This is a genomic window from Bradyrhizobium sp. GW821-FHT12B03, assembly GCF_058807535.1.
In genome coordinates this window covers 229,000-249,970 of record NZ_JBXAQU010000005.1, presented here as the reverse complement: position 1 = coordinate 249,970, position 20,971 = coordinate 229,000, and the positions used below count along the sequence as shown (strand labels likewise).

Annotated in this window: 17 protein-coding genes; 13 read left to right on the top strand and 4 right to left on the bottom strand. The window is 64.5% G+C overall.

Features of this window, described 5'->3' with window-relative positions; all coding sequences use genetic code 11:
* The 3 genes from AC1RUR_RS12735 (at position 1) to AC1RUR_RS12725 (ending at position 3,395) form a co-directional block, all read left to right on the top strand.
* The gene (locus AC1RUR_RS12735; protein WP_492844378.1) at positions 1–1,074 is read left to right on the top strand and encodes a branched-chain amino acid ABC transporter permease; all 1,074 of its coding nucleotides are present in this window, start codon (positions 1–3) and stop codon (positions 1,072–1,074) included.
* Positions 1,075–1,120: 46 nt separating this feature from the next.
* Positions 1,121–2,404 (top strand): ABC transporter substrate-binding protein, encoded by a 1,284-nt coding sequence (locus AC1RUR_RS12730; protein WP_492844376.1) that lies wholly within the window; start codon positions 1,121–1,123, stop codon positions 2,402–2,404.
* A 151-nt stretch (positions 2,405–2,555) separates the two neighbouring features.
* Positions 2,556–3,395, top strand: a complete 840-nt coding sequence (locus AC1RUR_RS12725; protein WP_492844373.1) for an ABC transporter ATP-binding protein — start codon at positions 2,556–2,558, stop codon at positions 3,393–3,395.
* A 3-nt stretch (positions 3,396–3,398) separates the two neighbouring features.
* Here the strand turns inward: AC1RUR_RS12725 and AC1RUR_RS12720 are convergent, their stop codons facing one another.
* Entirely contained in the window at positions 3,399–4,550 is a 1,152-nt protein-coding gene (locus AC1RUR_RS12720) for an AGE family epimerase/isomerase (protein WP_492844371.1), read from the bottom strand.
* An 86-nt stretch (positions 4,551–4,636) separates the two neighbouring features.
* Here AC1RUR_RS12720 and AC1RUR_RS12715 point away from each other — a divergent pair, with 86 nt between their 5' ends.
* Positions 4,637–5,860: a phenylacetate--CoA ligase family protein gene (locus AC1RUR_RS12715; protein WP_492844369.1), complete on the top strand. Its 1,224-nt coding sequence runs from the start codon at positions 4,637–4,639 to the stop codon at positions 5,858–5,860.
* A 2-nt stretch (positions 5,861–5,862) separates the two neighbouring features.
* On the opposite strand, the gene AC1RUR_RS12710 is transcribed toward AC1RUR_RS12715, so the two are convergent.
* Entirely contained in the window at positions 5,863–7,500 is a 1,638-nt protein-coding gene (locus AC1RUR_RS12710) for a carbamoyltransferase family protein (RefSeq protein ID WP_492844367.1), read from the bottom strand.
* Positions 7,501–7,729: 229 nt separating this feature from the next.
* Between AC1RUR_RS12710 and AC1RUR_RS12705 the strand changes: the two genes are divergently transcribed.
* The 7 genes from AC1RUR_RS12705 to AC1RUR_RS12675 are packed head-to-tail and all read left to right on the top strand — an operon-like array spanning position 7,730 to position 14,951.
* Positions 7,730–9,106 carry a GHMP family kinase ATP-binding protein gene (locus AC1RUR_RS12705; RefSeq protein WP_492844364.1) on the top strand — a complete coding sequence of 459 codons (1,377 nt, stop codon included), beginning with the start codon at positions 7,730–7,732 and terminating at the stop codon, positions 9,104–9,106.
* Between the two features lie 22 nt (positions 9,107–9,128).
* Complete coding sequence (locus AC1RUR_RS12700; RefSeq protein ID WP_492844362.1) at positions 9,129–11,048, top strand: N-acetylneuraminate synthase family protein; 1,920 nt, start codon at positions 9,129–9,131, stop codon at positions 11,046–11,048.
* Positions 11,048–11,737 carry an acylneuraminate cytidylyltransferase family protein gene (locus AC1RUR_RS12695; protein ID WP_492844360.1) on the top strand — a complete coding sequence of 230 codons (690 nt, stop codon included), beginning with the start codon at positions 11,048–11,050 and terminating at the stop codon, positions 11,735–11,737. The genes AC1RUR_RS12700 and AC1RUR_RS12695 overlap by 1 nt, the downstream gene beginning before the upstream one ends.
* Entirely contained in the window at positions 11,730–12,494 is a 765-nt protein-coding gene (locus AC1RUR_RS12690; RefSeq protein WP_492844358.1) for an SDR family oxidoreductase, read from the top strand. The genes AC1RUR_RS12695 and AC1RUR_RS12690 overlap by 8 nt, the downstream gene beginning before the upstream one ends.
* Positions 12,491–13,339 carry a sugar phosphate isomerase/epimerase family protein gene (locus AC1RUR_RS12685; RefSeq protein ID WP_492844356.1) on the top strand — a complete coding sequence of 283 codons (849 nt, stop codon included), beginning with the start codon at positions 12,491–12,493 and terminating at the stop codon, positions 13,337–13,339. Before AC1RUR_RS12690 ends, AC1RUR_RS12685 begins: the two co-directional genes overlap by 4 nt.
* Positions 13,336–14,097, top strand: a complete 762-nt coding sequence (locus tag AC1RUR_RS12680; RefSeq protein ID WP_492844354.1) for an SDR family NAD(P)-dependent oxidoreductase — start codon at positions 13,336–13,338, stop codon at positions 14,095–14,097. The genes AC1RUR_RS12685 and AC1RUR_RS12680 overlap by 4 nt, the downstream gene beginning before the upstream one ends.
* Positions 14,098–14,111: 14 nt before the next feature.
* The gene (locus AC1RUR_RS12675; protein WP_492844352.1) at positions 14,112–14,951 is read left to right on the top strand and encodes an SDR family oxidoreductase; all 840 of its coding nucleotides are present in this window, start codon (positions 14,112–14,114) and stop codon (positions 14,949–14,951) included.
* 221 nt (positions 14,952–15,172) lie between these two features.
* Here the strand turns inward: AC1RUR_RS12675 and AC1RUR_RS12670 are convergent, their stop codons facing one another.
* A complete protein-coding gene (locus tag AC1RUR_RS12670) occupies positions 15,173–16,048 on the bottom strand; it encodes a hypothetical protein (protein WP_492844350.1) in 876 nt (291 codons plus the stop codon).
* 59 nt (positions 16,049–16,107) lie between these two features.
* Complete coding sequence (locus AC1RUR_RS12665) at positions 16,108–16,848, bottom strand: hypothetical protein (RefSeq protein WP_492844348.1); 741 nt, start codon at positions 16,846–16,848, stop codon at positions 16,108–16,110.
* 299 nt (positions 16,849–17,147) lie between these two features.
* Here AC1RUR_RS12665 and AC1RUR_RS12660 point away from each other — a divergent pair, with 299 nt between their 5' ends.
* Together AC1RUR_RS12660 and AC1RUR_RS12655 are read left to right on the top strand one after the other, a co-directional pair.
* The gene (locus AC1RUR_RS12660) at positions 17,148–19,634 is read left to right on the top strand and encodes a hypothetical protein (RefSeq protein ID WP_492844346.1); all 2,487 of its coding nucleotides are present in this window, start codon (positions 17,148–17,150) and stop codon (positions 19,632–19,634) included.
* A 121-nt stretch (positions 19,635–19,755) separates the two neighbouring features.
* Complete coding sequence (locus tag AC1RUR_RS12655) at positions 19,756–20,958, top strand: HAD-IIIA family hydrolase (protein WP_492844344.1); 1,203 nt, start codon at positions 19,756–19,758, stop codon at positions 20,956–20,958.
* Positions 20,959–20,971 lie beyond the last annotated feature (13 nt).

The window sequence follows — 20,971 nt, the reverse complement described above, 5'->3', positions numbered from 1 at the left end:
ATGGCCGGCCCTGCCCTCATCCCCGCTGGTGATTTCCGCACCTCCTACGCGGCCGACACCACGATCTTCCCGACGGCGACCAGCCGCAACTTTGCCATCGCCGGCGTGCTGGCGCTGTGTCTCGTGCCGCAATTCCTCGGCGGCTACTGGCTGAGCATCCTGATCCAGATCGGCATCTTCTCGATCGCAGCGCTCGGCCTGAACATCCTGGTCGGCTTCACCGGCCAGATATCGATCGGGCATGCCGCCTTCTTCCTGCTCGGCGCCTTCACCTCCGCCTACATCTCCAACAATGCGCCGATCCCGGTGTTCTTCGCGATTCCGCTCGCGGGCGTCGTGACCGCGCTGGTCGGGCTGATCTTCGGTATCCCGGCGGCACGGCTGAAGGGGCTGTACCTCGTCATCGCGACACTTGCCGCGCAATATATCCTGCTCGACTTCTTCTCCCGCGCGGAGTGGTTCACCGGCGGCTCGGTGCCGGCCAGCGCCAATCCATTCTCGATCTTTGGCTACGCGCTGCGCGGCGACAGGCAATATTTCTATGTCGTGCTGGCCTATGTGATCGCGAGTTATGTCCTCGTCACCAATCTGATGCGCACGCGCGACGGCCGCGCGCTGGTGGCGATCCGCGACCATTATCTCTCCGCGGAGATCATGGGCATCAACCTCACCAAATACCGCACGCTGTCATTCGGGCTCGCGGCCTTCTTCGCCGGCATCGCGGGCGCGCTCTATGCGCACTATCAGCTCGTGGTCTCCCAGGAGGGCTTCGGCATCGAACGCTCGATCCTGTTCCTGGCCATGATCATCATCGGCGGCACGGGATCGATCATGGGCACGCTGATGGGCACCGCCTTCGTGGTGCTGCTGCCGGAAACGATGGAGTTTCTCAGCATCTACCTGAAGGGGGGCGCGATCGACAAGGCGCTGTCGCTCAACAACAACATCACCTTCCTGCGCGAGATCGCGATCGGGGTGATCATCATCGCGTTTTTGATGTTCGAGCCCGATGGCCTCGCGCATCGCTGGCGGCAGATCAAGGCGTACTGGAAACTCTACCCGTTCTCTCATTGAGAACGGGCAACTTACTAATCAACCAATAAACAGGAGGAGGCAACCAATGAAGACAAAATCCCTTTTGAGCACTGCATCGCTCGCCCTGGTGATCGCCGCATTCTCAATGAGCGCGCAGGCGCAGATCGCGATCGGGCATCTCGCCGATTATTCCGGCGGCACCTCCGACGTCGGCACGCCCTACGGCCAGGCCGTCGCCGATACCTTCGCCTGGGTGAACAAGAATGGCGGCGTCGGCGGCAAGCAGGTCAACCTCGACACCAACGACTATGGCTACCAGGTGCCGCGCGCGATCGCGCTCTATAAGAAGTGGTCGGCGCCCGACAGCAAGGTTGCGGCGATCATGGGGTGGGGCACCGCGGACACCGAGGCGCTGACCGGCTTCCTCGCCCAGGACAAGATCCCCGACATCTCCGGCTCCTATGCCGCGGCGCTCACCGATCCCGAAGGCGTCAGCGGCAAGGCCAAGCCCGCGCCTTACAACTTCTTCTACGGCCCGAGCTATTCGGACTCGCTGCGCGCGATGCTGATGTGGGCGGCCGAGGACTGGAAGGCCAAGGGCAAGCCCGGCAAGCCGAAATTCGTGCACATGGGCGCCAACCATCCTTATCCGAACGCACCGAAGGCCGCCGGCGAAGCCATGGCGCAGGAGCTCGGCCTCGAGGTGCTGCCGCCGCTGGTGTTCGCGCTGACACCGGGCGACTACAGCGCGCAGTGCCTGAGCCTGAAATCCTCGGGCGCCAACTACGCCTATCTCGGCAACACCGCGGCCTCCAACATCTCGGTCCTGAAGGCCTGCAAGACCGCCGGCGTCGACATCCAGTTCCTCGGCAATGTCTGGGGAATGGACGAGAACGCCGCCAAGACGGCCGGAGACGCCGCCGATGGCGTGATCTTCCCGCTGCGCACTGCGGTGAGCTGGGGCGGCGATGCGCCCGGCATGAAGACGGTGATGGAAATCTCCAAGATGTCCGATCCCACCGGCAAGGTCTACCGCCCCGTGCACTACATCGCGGCGGTCTGCTCGGCGCTGTACATGAAGGAAGCACTCGACTGGGCTGCCAAGAACGGCGGGGCGACCGGCGAGAACGTTGCCAAGGGCTTCTACCAGAAGAAGGACTGGGTACCGGCCGGCATGGAAGGCGTTTGCAATCCCTCGACCTGGACCGACAAGGACCATCGCGGCACGCTGAAGGTCGACCTCTATCGCACCAGGATCGCAGGCGCGACCGACGGCGACCTCAACGACCTCATGGCCAAGGGTGCGATCAAGCTCGAAAAGGTCAAGACCGTCGAGCTGCCGCGCAAGCCGGAATTGCTGGGGTGGTGACGGCATCTTCGACGTGATGGCCGGGCAAAAGCGCGAAGCGCGTCTTCGCGCAGATGGCCCGGCCATCCACCTCTGACCACTCGGCACAAAGAACGTGGATGCCCGGGACAAGCCCGGGCATGACGAGCGCACCAAATTGGCGGCACACCCAATGACCGACATTCACGAAGCTACTCGCCCCTCGCCCAGCATCGTGCCTGCGCCGCCCCTCCTCGGGGTACGCAATATCGAGGTCGTCTATGACGACGTCATCCTGGTGTTGCGCGGCCTCAGCCTCGACGTGCCCAAGGGCGCGATCGTGGCGCTGCTCGGCGCCAACGGTGCCGGCAAGTCGACGACACTGAAGGCGATCTCGGGGCTGCTCAAGACCGAGGACGGCGAGGTGACGCGTGGCGAGATCCTGTTCGAGGGCGAGCGGATCAACGGCATCGACCCCGACAAGATCGTGCGCCGCGGCATCTTCCAGGTGATGGAGGGCCGCCGCATCGTTTCCGACATGACCTCGCTGGAAAACCTCAAGCTCGGCGCCTTCACCCGCAGGGACCGCGAGGTCGATGCCGACATCGACATGGTCTTCAACTACTTCCCGCGCCTGAAGGAGCGCACCGGTCTTGCCGGCTATCTCTCCGGCGGCGAGCAGCAGATGCTCGCGATCGGCCGCGCGCTGATGGCGCGCCCGAAGATGATCCTGATGGACGAGCCCTCGATGGGCCTGTCGCCGCTGCTGGTGAAAGAGGTGTTCTCGATCATCCAGAAGATCAACCGCGACCTCGGCGTCACCATCCTGCTGGTCGAGCAGAACGCGCGCGCCGCGCTGTCGGTCGCGAGCCACGGCTACATCATGGAGCAAGGCAAGGTCGTCCTCGACGGCACCGCGGACGAACTCCGCGACAACGAGGACGTCAAGGAATTCTACCTCGGCGGCGCCGGCGACCAGCGCAAGAGTTTCAAGAACCTCAAGAGCTTCAAGCGACGCAAGCGGTGGCTGTGAAACTCACTCCAGCACCTGCTCCGCTTCCGTGACTGCGCAGAGAACATGATAGAACGACGACGCAGGAATGGTGTCGACCAGCGATTTGCCATCGCGATCGAACTGGTCGTACCAGCCGCCCCGGACGGGATGGCTGAGATAATGCCGTTCGAGCCGCACCAGCGCCGCTCGCGCTTCGTCCGCCGCGCCCGGCTCGCCGGACTCGGCTTGCGCGATCCACGCCTTCGCGATCTCGGTCTGCGGCCACAGCCGGCGCGTGCCGCGGCGGGTGTTGCCGGTGGCATCACCCTCGTCGACAAGGCAGCCCGTCGCCTCGTCGCGATAGCGCAGTGCGCTCGCCAGCAACTCCGCGCGCCGCTGCCCCGTCGGGCAACCCGTGATGCGCTCGAATCCCTTCAGCAGCCAGACCCACTCCGCCTGATGGCCGGGCTCGACGCTGACCGGCTCGATCTTCGACCAGTCCTCCTCGAAATACTCGGTCAGGATGTGCTTCTGCTTGTCGTAGAGATTGGCCAGGAACAGCGCGAAGAATTCGCCGGCGCGATTCTGGAACGACAGATCGTGGGTCGCATCGAAGCACGCAATCATCGCCTCGAACAGGTGCATGTGCGGATTCTGCCGCCGCGGCAGCGAGACGGGAAGGCCTTCATGGACGCCGCCATGCGGCGAGCGCAGATGGCCGTCGAGAAAGGCGAGCAGCGCATCGATCTCGGCGCGAACCTGCGCGTCCTGGTCGAGCGCGTAGACGGACGCAAGCGCAAACAGGATGAAGGCGTGGTCATAGGCGTCGCGCCGGCCGTCCAGCACCGCGCCCTCCGGGGTCAGCCGGTGCACATAGCCGGGCCGGCCGTCGGGCGCCTTCGCGCGTGCCAGCAGATGCTCCAGCCCCTTCAGCGCGACGGCGCGCCCCTCGGGATACCAGTCCATCTGCGCTGCCTTGGCGTAGCACCAGATCTGTCGGGCCTGCACGAACACGCGCCGCGGCGCGGCGGCATCCGCCGTGCCGTCGCGATGCAGCCGGTCGATGAAGCCGCCCGCGGCATGATCCCAGCCGACGGTCGACCACAGCGGCATCGCATCGTCGATCATGCGGCGTTTCAGGCGCGCGACGACGCCAGCCGTCTCCTCCGCCGCCACGATCCGTTCGTCCGCCATCTCGCTCTCTCCACGTCCCGACAATGGCCGTCTGATACCCATGCCAGCGGCGGCGTGCAACGGATGCCAACCCGGAAAGATCAGCCATGACCGCCCATTACGACGCCCTCGAGACGCGCGCGCAAGCCGCGCGCGAGGCCGAGCTGTTTTCCCGCCTGCCGGGCGTGCTGCGCAGCGCGATGACGGCGCCCGCCTATGCCGAGCGGCTCAAAGGCATCGATCCGGCCGCCGTGACCTCCAGAGCGGCGTTGGCGCACCTGCCGGTGCTACGCAAGTCGGAACTGCCGGCCCTGCACAAGGCCTCCACGCCCTTCGGCGGCTTCGTGGCCGCGGCACCGGGCTCATTCGCGCGGCTCTTTACTTCCCCGGGACCGATCTTCGAGCCGGAGGGACGGCAGGACGATCCGTGGCGCGGTGCACGGGCGCTGTTCGCGGCCGGGTTCCGGGAGGGTGACATCGTGCTCAACACCTTCAGCTACCACCTCACGCCCGGCGGCTTCATTTTCGACTCGTCTGCGCGCGCGCTGGGCTGCGCGGTCATCCCCGCGGGTCCCGGCAATGCCGAGCAGCAGTTCGAACTGATCGAAGCCTACCGGCCGGTCGGTTACAGCGGTACGCCCGACTTCCTGAAGATCCTGCTCGATGCCGCAGCGACTGCGAGCCGCGACGTCTCCTCGATCAAGCGCGCGCTGGTCTCGGGCGCAGCCTTCCCGCCCTCGCTCCAGGCCGAAATCAAGGCGCGCGGCATCGACGCCTACCAGGCTTTCGGCACCGCCGATCTCGGCCTCATCGCCTTCGAGACCGGGGCGCGCGACGGCATGGTCGTGAACGAGGATCTGATCATGGAGATCGTCAAGCCCGGCACCGGCGATCCCGTGACGCCGGGCGACGTCGGCGAGATCGTCGTCACCTCGCTCGACCCGCATCATCCCTGGATCCGCCTTGCGCTCGGCGACCTCACCGCAGCGCTGCCGGGCCCGAGCAAATGCGGCCGCACCAACATGCGGATCAAGGGCTGGATGGGCCGCGCCGACCAGACCACCAAGGTCAAGGGCATGTTCGTCCGTCCCGAGCAGGTCGCCGAGATCGGCAAGCGGCATGCCGCACTCGGCCGCCTGCGTCTCGTCGTCACGCGCCAGGGCGAAACCGATGCGATGACGCTGAAAGCGGAAACGGCGGCCGCAAGCGAGGCGCTGCGCGAGGAGATTGCCGGCACCTTGCGCGCGGTGACGAAACTCGGCGGAAGCGTCGAACTGGTCAGCCACGGCGCGCTGCCGAACGACGGCAAGGTGATCGCGGACGAGCGGTAGCCTCAGCCCGCCTTCGAGAGCCGGTAGTTGCCGAGATAAAGCACGTCCAGCCCCGAGCAGAAATAGGTGTGCAGCGCCTCCAGCGGCGCATTCACCGTCGGCTGCTCGTTGATGTTGAGGCTGGTGTTGATCAGGACCGGCAGCGAGGTCGCCTTCGCGAACGCGCCGAGCAGGCGGCTGTAGAGCGGATTGCTGTCCGCATGGACGCTCTGGATGCGCGCGGTGTTGTCGACATGGACCACCGCCGGCATGGTCTCGGCGACTTTCTCGTTGACCGGAAACGTCACCACCATGAACGGCGCGTCGAACGTGTCCTCGAAATACTCGGCCTGGCGCTCGTACAGCACCGACGGACAGAACGGGCGGAATTCCTCGCGATATTTGATGGTGAGGTTGATGCGGTCCTTCATGCTCGCCCGGCGCGGGTCAGCCAGGATCGATCGATTGCCGAGCGCGCGCGGACCATATTCCATGCGGCCCTGGAACCAGCCCACCGTCTTCTGATCCGTCAGGTCGGTGACGCAGCGCGCCACGGGATCATCGAGCAGCTCGAACCGCGCGCCGATCTTGTCCAGCGTCTCCCTGATCGTGTCGTTGGAATATTCCGGTCCCCAGTAAGCGTGGGTCAGCGGCGCGATCGCATGGCCCGCCTCGGCGCATTTCATCATCGCAGCGCCCAGCGCCACGCCCGCATCGTGCGGCACCGGTGGGACGTAGAGGCGCTTGACCTGTGGCTCGGCCGCGATCTCCATGTTCATCTTGCAGTTCAGGCCGACACCGCCGGCGATGCAGACATCGCCGCAGCCGGTCTCCTTGATCGCGGAACGAATCACCTCGGTGGCGACGATCTCGAGCTGCTTCTGGCCGCTCGCTGCGATATTGGTCAGCCGCTGGTCGAGCGGCTGGCCGCGCAGCCGCCGCGGTCCCAAAATCTCCTCCATCTTCTCGGTGAAGATGCGTTCCTGGCGCGTCGAGAAATCGCTGGTGAAGATGTCGGAGTCGCGCCTGCGCTTGTCGAGCTCGGGGTCGAGCTCGTAGCTGATGCCGTTCGGACGCAGCAGGCTGGCGAACTTGTCGAGATAGTCCGGGCTGCCATAGGAGGACAGGCCCATGACCTTGTACTCGTCATTGGTCATCTGATAGCCGAGATACTGGGTCAGCATCCCGTAATAGAGGCCGAGACTGTTGTGGCGGGCGAACCGCGTCAGCACGCGGAAGTCGTTGCCGCGCGCATGGGCGACGAGGCCGGCGCTGGAGTCGCCCGAGAAGTCGAAGCAGGCAACGGTTGCCTCGGAAAAGCCGGAGCCGTAGAACGAGCTCGCGGCGTGACATAGATGATGATCGTACAGCTCGATCTTCGGGCTGTGGCCGAACTGGTACTTGAAGTATTCGGTGAGGCGTTGCGCGTAGTTCGTATAGGTCTTCAACGGCGAACAGATCCAGTCGACCTCGCGCATGGTGATGCCGGCCTGCTTGAGACAGAAGCCGATCGCGCCGCGCGGCAGCTCGCCGCGCGCATGCTTGGCCAGCGTGAAGCGCTCCTCCTCGGCGGCCGCAATCAACTCGCCATCGCGCAGCAGGACGGCCGCGCCGTCGTGGTGGCCATGCTTGATGCCGGAGCTGATCCCAATCGCATACATTCGTGCATACCTCCGGAGGGCCTTCTATAGGAACTGAGGGCAATGTAAATCGCGGGTCATTGGCGATTCTCCCCCTGCAAGTGGGCATTCCGGCCCGTTTGGATCGTCCGGGGGCGCGCCAGCGGAACCTTGCATCACCCCACCGGCTCCCGTATTACCGGACGGTCAGCAAACCGGGCATGCGCCTTCATGGCGGCCGGGAGAATTCGGCCTTCCCTGGACCTAAAACGTGCTTGAGCGAACCCTCGTCACCATCGCCGAAACAGAAACGATTGAGGAAGCCTTCCGGCGCCTCAACGCCAACAGGCTCGGCATCCTCTTCGCGCAGGATACGGGCGGACGAATCGTCGGCGCAGTGACCGATGGCGACATTCGCCGGCGGATGCTGACCGGCATCACGATCCACGACCAGGTCGCAGCCTGCATCAACCGCAACTTCGTCTGGGGGCAGGCCGGGGGACCGCGGGAGCAGATTCTCAAACTGCTCGACCAGCGCGTGCATGTCGTCCCCATCCTCGATACCGAGGGCCGGCTGGTCGACGTGTTCAGCCGTGAGCTCTTCAACCTGTCGGAGGAGAGCGAGGTGTTCGCGCGCGCCCGCTCGCCGGTCCGCATCTCCTTCTCGGGCGGCGGCACTGATCTCACGCACTACTTCGTGGAACATGACGGCGGCGCGGTGATCAACGCCACGATCAAGATGTATGCGCACGCAACGTTGCGACGCCGGAGCGATCCGCACATCCGGATCTATTCGCACGATTTCCGTCGAACGGTCGAGGCCGGCAGCCTCGCCGAGCTCGGCACGGGCGGCGATCTCGCCCTGATCAAATCGGTGGTGCGCCTGATCAAGCCGACTTACGGGTTCGAGCTCGAAGTCTCCGCCGACTTCCCGGTCGGCTCCGGCCTCGGCGGCTCGGCAGTGGTCTCCTCCGCCATCATCGGCTGCTTCAACGAATTCCGCAGCGACCAGTGGGATCGCCACGAGATCGCGGAAATGGCGTTTCAGGCCGAGCGGCTGATGCTCAACATTCCCGGCGGCTGGCAGGATCAATATGCCACCGTGTTCGGCGGCTTCAACCACATGGAATTCTCCTCCGACCAGAATACCATCGTACCGCTGCGTCTCGACCCCAACATCATCGCCGAGCTCGAGGAGAGTCTGGTGCTCTGCTACAGCGGCGCGGGTCACGACTCCGGCGCGATCCATCGCGACCAGAAAGCACAGCACGAGACGGCCGACGCGGTGACCGCCGCTGCCAAGCAGAAGGAGGTGACGCGCGAGATCCGCAAGCATCTCCTTCGCGGCCGACTGCTGGATTGCGGACTCCTCATCGACGAAGCCTGGCACGCCAAGCGCAAGCTCAGCGCCAAGATCTCTTCAAGCGAGCTCGACGCCATCTACGATCTCGCCAAGTCGAACGGCGCCGTCGGCGGCAAGCTGCTCGGCGCCGGCGGCGGCGGCTACTTCATGTTCTTCGTGCGTCCGTTCGAGCGCTACCAGCTCATCGCGGCGCTCGAGCAGCAGGGGCATAGCTGCTCGCGCATCATGTTCGAAGAGAACGGGCTGCGAACGTGGAAATCGCGCTTTCCCGCGCGATCCACCTGACGCATGTGAGACGGGAATGTTGATGATACCGCCCAAACAGCCAGCTCCGATCCGTATCGGCAACCGCCTTCTGGGCGACGGCGAGCCCTGCTACGTCATCGCCGAGATCGGCAACAACCATAACGGCGATTTCGACCGCGCCATCGCACTGGTCGATGCGGCGGTCGCGGCCGGCGCGGATTGCGCCAAATTCCAGATGCGCAAGCTCGACGAGGTCTACCGCGCCTCCTCGCTGTCCGGAAAGGACGATGACCTTGCCGTCGAATACACCCTCGATCTGCTGCGCCGCTTCGAGCTGACGACGGAGCAGCAGAAGAAGATCGCCGATTACTGCGCTTCGAAGGGCATTCAATATCTCTGCACGCCCTGGGATGCGAAGAGCGTCGCGGTGCTCGAAGGCTTTGGCGTGCAAGCCTACAAGGTCGCCTCCGCCGACCTGACCAACCTTCCCCTGATCGCCAGGCTGATCGCAACCGGCAAGACGCTGATCGTCTCGACCGGCATGAGCACGACGGACGAGATCAGGACCGCGGCAAAATTCCTCGACGAGCGTAAAGCCGGTTACGTGCTCCTGCATTGCCAGAGCACCTATCCCGCGGCGCTGCACAACATCCATCTGCGCTTCATGGAAACGCTGCGGGAGATCCACCCGCTCGTCGGCTATTCCGGCCATGAGCGCGGCACCGCGGTGTCGACCGCGGCGGTCGCCCTCGGCGCGATCGTGATCGAGCGCCACATCACGCTCGACCGCGAGATGGAAGGCCCGGACCATGCCGCGAGCCTGGAGCCGGAGGAGTTCAAGGCGCTCGTCACCGGCATCCGCGAGGTGGAAGCGGCGCGCGGCGAAAAACTCGCCGAGCGCCCGCTCAGCCAGGGCGAACTGATCAACCGCGAAAACCTCGCAAAGAGCCTCGTCGCCGCGCGCGACATCGAGGCCGGCACGGTCATTTCCGACGACGATATCGCCGTGAAGAGCCCGGGCCAGGGCCTGTCCCCGCTGAAGATGCCGGCCCTGATCGGCAAGACCCTCAAGCGCAGGATGGCGGCCGACGATTATTTCTTCCAGAGTGACCTCGACGAGGGCGCCGCGAAGGCGCGGCGTTACCGCTTCGACAGGCCCTGGGGCGTGCCGGTGCGCTATCACGACACCGAGCGCTTCCTGGAGATTTGCGAGCCCGACATCATCGAATTCCATCTCAGCTACAGCGATATGGAGCGCGATCCGGCGGCCTATCTTTCCGGCACCTACGATCTCGGCTTCGTCGTGCATGCCCCGGAGCTGTTCGCCGGCTCCAAGCTGATGGACCTCGCCACGCCGGACGAGGCGTTGCGCCGCTATTCGCTCGAGCAGACGCAGGCGGTGATCGACATCACCCGCGGCCTCAAGAAGTTCTTTCCCAAGACGAAACGCCCGCCGATCGTCGCCAATATCGGCGGCTTCACCATGGATGCGCCGCTGCCTCCGGAAGAAAAGGCCGAGCGTTACCGGATCTTTGCGCAGAGCCTGAAGGAACTCGACATGGACGGCGTCGAGCTGACGCCGCAGACCATGGCACCCTTCCCCTGGCACTTCGGCGGCCAGCGTCACCAGAACATCTTCATCTTCCCGGAGGAGTCGGCCGCGTTCTGCGCCAAGCATGATCTGCGCATGTGCGTCGACATCTCCCACACCAAGCTCGCCGCCAACCATTTCGGCTTCGACTTTGCGCAAGGCCTCGCCCAGCTCGGGCCCCACACCGCGCATCTGCATTTTGGCGACGCCAAGGGACTGGACGGCGAAGGCCTCCAGGTCGGCGAGGGGGAAATCGATTTCGACGAGATCGGAAAGGTGCTGCGCAAGCATGCGCCGACTGCATCTTTCATTCCCGAGATCTGGCAGGGCCACAAGAACATGGGCGAAGGCTTCTGGACCGCGCTCGAACGTCTCGAGGGACACATCTGATGGCGCGCAAGACGCTGGCCGTGATCGCTGCACGCGGCGGCTCCAAGGGCATCCCGCACAAGAACCTGCTCGATCTCTGCGGCAAGCCGCTGATCGCCTGGACGGTCGAGCAGGCGCGCGCCGCCCAGGGCGTCGACGTGGTGGCGGTCTCCTCCGACAGCGACAAGATTCTGCAAGCGGCAGAAGCCGCCGGCGCGGTGGGCGTGCGGCGTCCCGACGACATTTCGGGCGACCTCGCCTCCTCCGAGTCCGCCTGGCTGCATGCGCTCAACGCCATCGACGAGCGGATGGGCAGCTTCGAGCGGATCGTCGCGCTCCAGGCCACCTCACCGATCCGCGAACCCGACGACATCGAGAAGGCGCTTGCGACCTTCGATCGCGAGCATCTCGACAGCCTGCTCTCGGTTTGCGAGGTCGAGGACTATTTCAACTGGCGCATCGGCCAGAACGGACCGGAGCCGATCAACTACGACTATCACAACCGCCGCATGCGGCAGCAGATCGAGAAGCGCTACCTGGAGAACGGCTCGTTCTACGTGTTGATTCCTTCGCTCCTGCGCGAACAGAACAATCGTCTCGGCGGCAAGATCGGCTTTCACGTGATGGAGCGCCACAAGATGTTCCAGATCGACCGCCCGGAAGACGTCAAGCTCTGTGGCGCCATCATGCGAAGTTACGGCTATGCCTGATCTCAGCGCCTTTTCTCTCGCAGGCAAGATCGCGGTCGTGACGGGCGCTTCGCGCGGCATTGGCGCTGCGATAGCGAGCGGCCTGAAAGAGGCCGGCGCCACGGTATTCGGCCTCAGCCGTTCCGGGACTGCGCCGCAGGGCGTAACCGCAGTCGCCTGCGATCTCTCCGATGATGCCGCGATCGGCCGTGCTTTCAGCGCCATCGCGGCGCAAGGCGGGCGTATCGACGCGTTGGTCAACGCTGCCGGCATCAGCCTTCCGCCGCAGAGCGCCGAAGGCGAGCTGGCACGCTTCCGCGCCACCGTCGCGACCGACCTCACCGGCGTCTACGCCACGATCCTTGCCGCCCATCCGCTTCTGAAGACGGCGGGCTCGGCCGCGATCATCAACGTCACCAGCATCAACTCGATCCGCGGGTTCCCCGGCAATCCCGGCTATGTCGCGGCGAAAGCCGGACTCGCCGGGCTGACACGCGCGCTGGCCGCCGACTACGCGCCCGACGGCATCCGCGTCAACGCGCTGGCGCCCGGTTATGTCGCAACCGAGATGACCGCAAAGAGCTTTGCCGACCCCGCCATGCACGAAGATCGCCGCCGCCACACCATGCTCGGCCGCTGGGGACAGCCAGCCGACATGGTGGGGGCCGCGATCTTCCTGGCGTCGGACGCGTCGGCCTATATGACGGGCCAGGAGCTCTTCGTCGACGGCGGCTGGACCGCCAAGGGCCTCGCCATCAGCTCGGATAGCAAATCGTGACCGCAACGCTGCAACGCATCGGCTTCATGCAGGGACGCCTGTCGGCGCTGGTCGACGGCAAGATCCAGGCGTTCCCGTGGGACGAATGGCGCGAGGAATTTCCCCGCGCCAAGGCGCTCGGCTTGACGCGGATGGAATGGACCATCGATCAGGAACGGCTGCGGGAAAATCCGCTCACGACCGAAGCCGGCCAGGCGGAGATCAGCGCGCTGGCGCGCGAGAACGACTTGCGCATTCCAAGCCTGACCGGCGATTGCTTCATGCAGGCGCCGTTCTGGAAGGTTGACGCCGTCGTGCGCGACGCGCTCGTCAACGATCTCGATCTCCTGATCGCCGCCTGCAGCCGGATCGGCATCGAATTCGTCGTGATCCCGCTGGTCGACAACGGCAAGATCGAACGCGAAAGCGAGAGCGATACGCTCAAGCGAGTGCTGATCGCCCGCCGCGAACAGCTTGCAAGACAGAACGTCAAGATCGTGTTCGAATCCGATCTGCCGCCGGACGATCTCGCCCGCTTCATGGAAGCCTTTCCAGCAGATGTCTTCGGCATCAATTATGACAGCGGCAACAGCGCCTCGCTAGGCTATGACAGCACCGAGGAGATCGACGCCTACGCGACACGTATCCTCAATGTGCATGTCAAGGACCGCATTCGCGGCGGCACCACCGTGCCGCTCGGCACCGGCAACGCCGATCTCGCCAAGACGATCCGGCTGATCGAGCGCTCTGGCTACAGGGGGCAATACATCCTGCAAACCGCACGCGCCGCAGACAGTGACCACGCGGGCGCGCTCGCCAGGTATCGCGACATGACGATCAGCTGGATCGAGGACGCGGCGCGATGAAGCTTGAGCTGGAAGACCGCGTCGCCCTCGTCACCGGCGCCAGCCGCGGCATCGGCCTTGCCATTGCTGCTGCGCTTGCCGCGGAGGGAGCGAAGGTCGCGCTGGCTGCACGCGGCACCGACGCGCTCAACGCGGCGCGCGCGACCATCGGCGGAGACAGCTCGGTCCACATCGCCGATGTCACCGATCCGGCCGCCGCCGCAGCTCTGGTGCAGGACGTCGGCAAGCGGTGGGGCCGCCTCGACATCCTCGTCTGCAACGTCGGCAGCGGCGCGTCTGTGGCGCCCGGCAAGGAAACGCCGGCCGAATGGTCGCGGGTGATGGACCTCAATTTCTTCGCTACCACCAACACGGTCGAAGCCGCTCGCCCGCTGATGGCGCGCGGCAGCGGCGACCGGTCCATCATCTGCATCTCCTCGATCGCAGGCATGGCGGCGCTCGGCGCGCCTGTGACCTACTACGCCGCCAAAGCGGCGCTGAACGCGACCGTGCGCGGACTGGCGCGGCCGCTGGCGCTCGACGGCATCCGCATCAACGCGGTCGCGCCGGGCAATATCCTGGCCGCCGACGGAACCTGGGCGCGCAAGCTCGTCGAGAACAAGGCCGCGGTCGAGGACATGCTCGTGCGCGAGGTGGCGTTGCGCCGGCTCGGCAAGCCGGAAGAGATCGCCGACCTCGTCGCGTTCCTTGCCTCGCCGCGCGCGGCCTTCATCACCGGCAGCGTCATGGTCGCCGACGGCGGCCAGTTGCGCAGCTGAACAGGAGCCTTCCAATGGCAAGCCCGTCCTCCCGCTACGACCTGACCGGACGCACCGCGCTCGTGACCGGCGCCGGCGGTCTGCTCGGGCGGCAGCATGTCGCTGCACTTTCCGAGGCGGGGGCGCGCGTCGTCGTCACCGAAATCGGCCTCGCGCAGGCCGAAGCGGCCGTCACGGCGCTGAAGCAGAGCACGCCATCCGCCGATCTGATCGCGCTTGCGCTCGATGTCACCGCGCAGGACTCGGTGCGCGCCGCGAACGAACAGCTTGCGAGCCGCGGCGTCCCTGTCGACATTCTCGTCAACAATGCCGCCATCGATCCGAAAGTGACGTCCAGCCCCGGCGTCATGCACTCCTCGCGCTTCGAAGCGTTCCCGGTGCCGCAATGGCAGACCGAGATCGCGGTGGGCCTGACCGGGGCCATGCTGTGCGCGCAGGAGTTTGGCGGCCAGATGGCCCGACGCGGCCGCGGCGTGATCCTCAACATCGCCTCCGATCTCGGCGTGATCGCGCCGGACCAGCGTCTCTACCGCCAGCCGCATGTGACGCGCGAGGAGGAGCAGCCGGTGAAGCCCGTGACCTATTCGGTGATCAAGCACGGGCTGATCGGCCTGACGAAATATCTGGCGACCTACTGGGCCGACCATGGCGTGCGGGTCAACGCGATCTCGCCGGGCGGCGTCTTCAACAACCAGGATCCCGCCTTCGTGGAACGCCTGACCCGCCTGATCCCGATGGGGCGCATGGCAGACGTCGAGGAATACCGCGCCGCGGTCCAGTTCCTCTGCTCGGATGCGTCGAGCTACATGACCGGGCAGAACCTGGTGATGGACGGCGGCCGGAGCGTATGGTAGCTCGCGCCACAATCGCTAAGCTGATTTGCGACCCATCCAGCAAAGACGGAACAGGCCGGCAGCGTCTGTCGACGAGCACATCCATCAGGGCGATGTGCCAAGGCCGCATCGACGGGCGCGAAATTCTGCTCGTGATTCATACGACGGACAGTGCGAGACGGAAGCGGCCCAGGAGACTGGTGGTGAGACCATTGCCTCCGCCGTGACCATCGATCGCTCAATTAATGCTGGAGGATCCCGGCGAGGTTCATGTGCGCGGGGCGTGAGTGCTCGATGCCCAGCAGCGTCCGCCGGTTGTCATTCGTACGTTGCAAATGCAGGCTCGCAAGCGTGACGCCGGTACACGTGGTGACCGTCGTTCCCCGGCCGCCGAACGGCTTGAGGAAATCGTGCACACGGCTGCCGAACATGTCGACAACCGACATCTCACGCGCACCAAGCGGTGGAATCTCGCCGAAGTCACCCTCAATCTGCTCGCCGTCCTCGCGGATCAGCTTCGACGTCGGTCGCGCCACATGAGCATATTCGGGATCGGAGGAGTGATTGATCAGCATCAGGCTGCTGACGATATCGTCGGTCGCAATGATCTTCGGATTGATCCCGGTAAACCCGACATGCGCCTTGAGCCTCCCCTCGTTCAGCGGCCGGGCGAATGCGCCGGTGCGGTAGATCGCGACATTGTCCTGGTCGACATAAGTCATCGAATAGCTGGCAGGCGAGGAACGAAAGCCGTCCATGCGCCCGCGCGACATCACGGCGACGACCAGATAGTCGTCCTGCGGCAACTTGAGTGACTCAAAGAGACGTGACAGCTCGACCTCGACGGTGGCGCCCGGCGCATAGGTCTCCGGGAACTCGTAGGTCGCCCGGTAGTCACCCCGACGCGACAGGATGTGCAACTTGAACCTGAGCTTCTTGCTGAAGCCCGAGGCGATCAGACTGGCAAGTTCGGGGACAAGATCCTTGACCGTCTCGCGAAAGTTCTTGCGCAGGCTGCCGGCGGTGAGGCTGCGGAGATACCTGATATCGACCGGACGATACCAGGCAGGGATCGAGAAACCCATGCGCGATTCGATGCCCGCAAAGGTCGGGAACATGAACCTGGGCTCGTAGGGCCTCCAAGGACTGGACGAGAAACGTGTCACGGACGCGGCCTCTAGAAATGATGCAAGCTAAACTTGCCGTTGGCAAACTCATAGTAGCTAAACGGGCTGGCGATGTTGGTGCCCTTGAACTCCAGGGCAAACCCCTCGCTCGCACCCACCAACCTCTCGGCCTCAGGGAAAAGGTCGAGCGTGCTGATGCGGACTGCGCCCATCGGTGCGATTTCCGGGAGCACCCGCGCGCCCAACGCCGTGCCGTCCAAGGCCATGAGCCGGGCCGTCCCCACCGAGGCGCCTTCGGACGCCATGCAGGAGTTCACGAGCACCACGCCGGACTCTTTCAGGAATCGCGTGAGATAGGACTGCATCCAGGCGGAGGTCGGGAACGGCGCGGCCGCGACGGGTTCGCGTTCATGGGACAATGTTATCGCGCCGTGCTGCGAGAAATATTGCGCGTAATAGCCGGTAGTCACCTTGCGGCCAGGACGAAGCTTGGTCTCATGCTTCGGTACCAGCGCCATCGCCACCGTTCCCGAAATGCGCGGACACAGCTCCGACGTCTGCAACTGCAATTGTCCGTTGAGGCCGAGTTCCCTGTGGAAATATCCAGCCTGCTTGCCTGCCCCGTCGAAGAACCAGACATGAGCATTCACTTCCGGACTATCCTTCATGAAGACCGAGAAGTAGTTGAATGCGCAGACTTCCGTCGTGACGGTCTCGTCGTTGCGCAGATAGAGCACGGCAGGCGGATAGCCCCTTGCGATGGCCTCGCTAATCTGCAATTCACCGGGCATGCGGCGAGACTCGGCGGGGATCGCGACGATCAGGCCGAATCGGCCGGCGGATAGAATAGATTGCGCCCGGATATTCTCGCCCGCATGCTAAAGATCCCGCACATCTCGACGGATGTTTACGCTGAGCCGCATGTGGAATCAACTGTGAATAGAACTGCGCCGTGCCTTCGGAAAACCGGCGCAGCACGACGCCCTGGAAATGACCGGCGGCCATTCGTCGGGCCGGCGCCGGCACGCCTGATGCAACTGCCTAGCTCACCCGAAAAAACCCTAGAGATGTTGCGATGTGGATAAATACATTGCTTCTGACGTTGGTATTCTTCCTGATTCAGCTCGGTACCGGCTTCTCCATCCTGGCGATCGCGCCGCGGGAATTGGTCAAGACGAGCCGGCTGACAAAGGTCCAGTTCATCGTCCTGGGATACGCGATCGGCGCCTCCGCCGTCGGCATTCTTCTCGGGCTCTGCTCCGCTCTGATTGGCGGCATCCGGCTTCATCTGGCAATCATGATTGCACTGTCCGCCTTCGGACTGGCGTGGACCTGGCCGGTCTGGCGCCCGCGCGCCGGCGACGCCAGGCAGATCGTGCTGTGGTTTCTGATGGCGCTACCAATGGCGCTCATGACATGGTGGTGGACGTTCGGCGCATTTTCCCACTTCCCTTACTCGGACATCGGCGCCGACGTTCACTGGATGAAGACGGCGCAGGAATACGCCGATAGCGGCATCATCAATCCCTACGCGTCGCAATCCTACGTCGACCTTCGCTCAGCGCTGGCAGGAGCATTGGCCGGGACCCTGGGCCTCGATCTCCTGCACTTCGGGTGGACCTACCGCTACGTCTCAATCCTGTTTTTCCTCCTGGCCTTCTACGTATTCGCGGACGGCGTCTATTCCGAGCCGTCGCGGAAATGGATCGCCTTCTTCTTCGCCGCGGCCGGCAACGCCATCGGGCTACTGACCAATGGCAGCCTGGCGCTTGCCGGGAGCGTGGTCTTTCTTGGTGTCCTTCTCGGCAAAGCCAGGCAAGATGCGAGGGAGGATCTCCAGGCGGGTTCGGTCGCGCTGCTGATCCTGAGTGCGGCCACCTCGCTTCTCATTGCCTTCATACTCAACAACAACGCGCTGCTGCTCGCGCTCCTGGCGGGTGGGCTGTTGCTGCTCAGGATCAATGGCAAGGCCAGTCGGCGCGAAAGCGTTCTTTTCATCGGTTGCATATGGCCCGCAACGCTGCTGCTGGCGCACCGCGGATCCTATCTGTTCATCCCCGCCGTCCTTGCCTCCTGGTTGGGCTACCTGCTCATCCTGCATGAGACGTCACGCCGACCGCCGCGAAACCTCGGCCTTCTGCGCGCCCTGTCCATCGTATTGCCGTTGGTCATATGCGGAATCGTCTCCTACATCGTGGCGATTCGCTTCGGCTATCTGCCGTCGGCGGACATCAACATGATGTTCTCCCACATCACCGAACTGGTACTGGGAAGATCAATTCAAAGCGGTGACGAACTGTTCCTCGGCGCCGGCCCCGAGGTCGCGGTGATCGAGCTGGGCAGGGCCGTCGGCCCGCTGTTTGCTGCCTGCATCGGGATGGCCATGGCCTGGTGGTGGATTGATCGCTCCAACATTCCCTTGGACACCGCTTCCAATCCTGATCAAACCGCACGCGTGTCGATACTGCTGTGGTCGTGGACGATCGGCTGTACACTCATCATCGCCGTGCTGACAGGCTTTCCGTTCCTGTATCGCACCACTATGATCGTATTGGCCCTGCTCGCGGTCGCGGCGACCGAAACATTCTGCCAATTGCTCATCGCCCCCTCTTCAGCTTCCCTCCGGCGGCGAGCTTCTGCGGCAATCACGGTTACTCTGCTCGCCGCGGGCCTCGTGCTTGCGGTCTATACCGTCGCCTGGCGACCCGACCTGCCCTACGCGCGGTACCAGGATTTCCTCCGCCCGACGGAGATCGTCGGAGTGATTCTCCTCGTCGCGCTCGTGCCCGTGACGTTCGTCCGGTCGAAACGAATTCATGTTTGCGCGCTGGCCGGCATCGTTGGATTAGGCATTATCCTCGACCGCGCCGGACTGGCCGGCGCTTCGAAGAGTTACAGCTACGGAGCTCTCCCAGGCAGTGCCTCGGCCATCACCCACTACAATGCCAGCGACCTCGACACGGCGCGCTGGCTTCATGACAACCTGAAAAAGGGCATCCTGCTGTCGGATCCCTACACGCTGGGCATGGTCCAGGCCCTGACGGGGGCTCCGGCCGCCTACGTGTTCTCGAATCTGGATACTGTGAACGAGGCCGTCGCCAAGCGGATGCGCGCCATCGTTTCCGCGATCGTCAGACCGGGTGACGGAGCGCTCCGACTTGCCGACGCCTGCACCACCATCCTGCCGCTCTTGCGGGATATCAATCAGGAGACGTTTTTCCAGATGCGCAAGACCGACGCCCTGAGCGGAATTTTACGGCCTGTCCGTACCGTAAAAGCGCCGGAGACGACCGAGCCGCAGGCAACCGCTCCGCAACCCTTGGACGCGACGGAAGAGGAGGATCGGAATGTGATCCAGAATCTGCTGGGGACCGGCCAGGATACCTGGCAGCTCGTCGCCGTGATCAATCCGCGCACCATCGAATGGATTCATCTCGAGGCGGGGCAGCGGCTCAGCTATTTTCCGCCCTCAGAGCCGCTTGATTCCGGGTTCATCAAGTCGCTTCGCGCAGGTCCGTTTCAGGCGCTGTATACAAACAAGCAGACCGCTGTCGTTCGCATTCCATGCGAGCGCTGACCTTCATTCTTCGTCACGACGACAGCGCATCTGGCGCCAAGGCCCGTGACGCGGTATGGACATTGGAATGACACTTGCTTTTTCGCCGACGGCACGATCGATGTCGCAAGATACCCACTCCATGTTGAGACAGGCCGTCATCCTCGTCGGCGGGCTGGGCACGCGGCTGGGTGAGCGCACCAGGCTGGTTCCGAAGCCGATGCTCGACGTCGGCGGGCGGCCGTTTCTCGACACGCTGATCGACGAGCTCGTCCGCTATGGCGTGTTCGATGAAATTGTCCTGCTTGCGGGCCACAAGGCGGAGATCGTCGAGACGCACTACGCCGCGGCCGCGCGGGGACAGGCGCGAATCCTGGTGTCGCGCGAGACCGAACCGCTCGGCACCGGCGGCGCGCTCGTGCATGCGCGCGACCTGCTGCACGACCGCTTCCTGCTGCTCAACGGCGACTCGCTGTTCGACTTCAACTTGCTCGACCTGATCGCGCGCGCGCAAGGCGGACGCGTCCACATGGCACTGCGCGACGGCGTCGTCGGGGATCGCTACGGGCGCGTCGTGCTCGACGGCGACGTCGTGCGCGACTTCATCGCCCCGGGTGCGGGCGCCACGGGACCGGTCAATGCCGGCATCTACGTCGTCGACAAGTCCATTATCGCCGACATCGCGAGGCTTCCCGCCTCGCTCGAACAGGACGTGTTCCCCGGCCTCGTCAGGCCCGGCGAGCTGCGCGGCACGGCCTATCGCGGCTATTTCATCGACATCGGCATTCCCGATGATTTCGCGCGCGCCGACCGCGAGCTGCGCGAGAAGCTGCGGCGCCCCGCCGTGTTCTTCGACCGCGACGGCGTGCTCAACCATGATTCAGGCTACACGTTCGAGACGCACAAGCTCGAATGGATCGACGGCGCGCGCGAGGCGGTGAAGGCGGTCAACGACGCCGGCTATTTCGCCTTCGTCATCACCAATCAATCCGGCGTCGCACGTGGCTACTACGAGGAGCATCACGTCCTCGCCCTGCACCGCTGGATGGCGGGCCAGATGGCGCAGGTCGGCGCGCATATCGACGCCTTCGAATATTGCCCCGATCACCCCGACGGTACCGTCGCGCGCTATTGCCGCAGCAGCGACCGGCGCAAGCCGGCGCCCGGCATGATCACCGACCTCGCGCAGCGCTTTCCGGTCGACATGTCGCGCAGCATGGTGATCGGCGACAAGGACAGCGACATGGCGGCGGCGCAGGCCGCGGGCCTTGCGGGCCACTTGTTTGAAGGCGGGAATCTGGAGGCGTTCGTGAAGCCGCGCCTGAACCCGGCCGGCAAGGCCTAGGCGCGCGTCACGA

Excerpts from the sequence above, each read along its gene's own strand:
- AC1RUR_RS12670 (WP_492844350.1), bottom strand. The coding sequence starts at position 16,048 with ATGTTCCCGACCTTTGCGGGCATCGAATCGCGCATGGGTTTCTCGATC.
- AC1RUR_RS12735 (WP_492844378.1), top strand. The coding sequence starts at position 1 with ATGGCCGGCCCTGCCCTCATCCCCGCTGGTGATTTCCGCACCTCCTAC.
- AC1RUR_RS12675 (WP_492844352.1), top strand. The coding sequence starts at position 14,112 with ATGGCAAGCCCGTCCTCCCGCTACGACCTGACCGGACGCACCGCGCTC.
- AC1RUR_RS12655 (WP_492844344.1), top strand. The coding sequence starts at position 19,756 with ATGTTGAGACAGGCCGTCATCCTCGTCGGCGGGCTGGGCACGCGGCTG.
- AC1RUR_RS12700 (WP_492844362.1), top strand. The coding sequence starts at position 9,129 with ATGATACCGCCCAAACAGCCAGCTCCGATCCGTATCGGCAACCGCCTT.
- AC1RUR_RS12730 (WP_492844376.1), top strand. The coding sequence starts at position 1,121 with ATGAAGACAAAATCCCTTTTGAGCACTGCATCGCTCGCCCTGGTGATC.
- AC1RUR_RS12695 (WP_492844360.1), top strand. The coding sequence starts at position 11,048 with ATGGCGCGCAAGACGCTGGCCGTGATCGCTGCACGCGGCGGCTCCAAG.
- AC1RUR_RS12710 (WP_492844367.1), bottom strand. The coding sequence starts at position 7,500 with ATGTATGCGATTGGGATCAGCTCCGGCATCAAGCATGGCCACCACGAC.
- AC1RUR_RS12720 (WP_492844371.1), bottom strand. The coding sequence starts at position 4,550 with ATGGCGGACGAACGGATCGTGGCGGCGGAGGAGACGGCTGGCGTCGTC.
- AC1RUR_RS12715 (WP_492844369.1), top strand. The coding sequence starts at position 4,637 with ATGACCGCCCATTACGACGCCCTCGAGACGCGCGCGCAAGCCGCGCGC.
- AC1RUR_RS12690 (WP_492844358.1), top strand. The coding sequence starts at position 11,730 with ATGCCTGATCTCAGCGCCTTTTCTCTCGCAGGCAAGATCGCGGTCGTG.
- AC1RUR_RS12665 (WP_492844348.1), bottom strand. The coding sequence starts at position 16,848 with ATGCCCGGTGAATTGCAGATTAGCGAGGCCATCGCAAGGGGCTATCCG.
- AC1RUR_RS12725 (WP_492844373.1), top strand. The coding sequence starts at position 2,556 with ATGACCGACATTCACGAAGCTACTCGCCCCTCGCCCAGCATCGTGCCT.
- AC1RUR_RS12680 (WP_492844354.1), top strand. The coding sequence starts at position 13,336 with ATGAAGCTTGAGCTGGAAGACCGCGTCGCCCTCGTCACCGGCGCCAGC.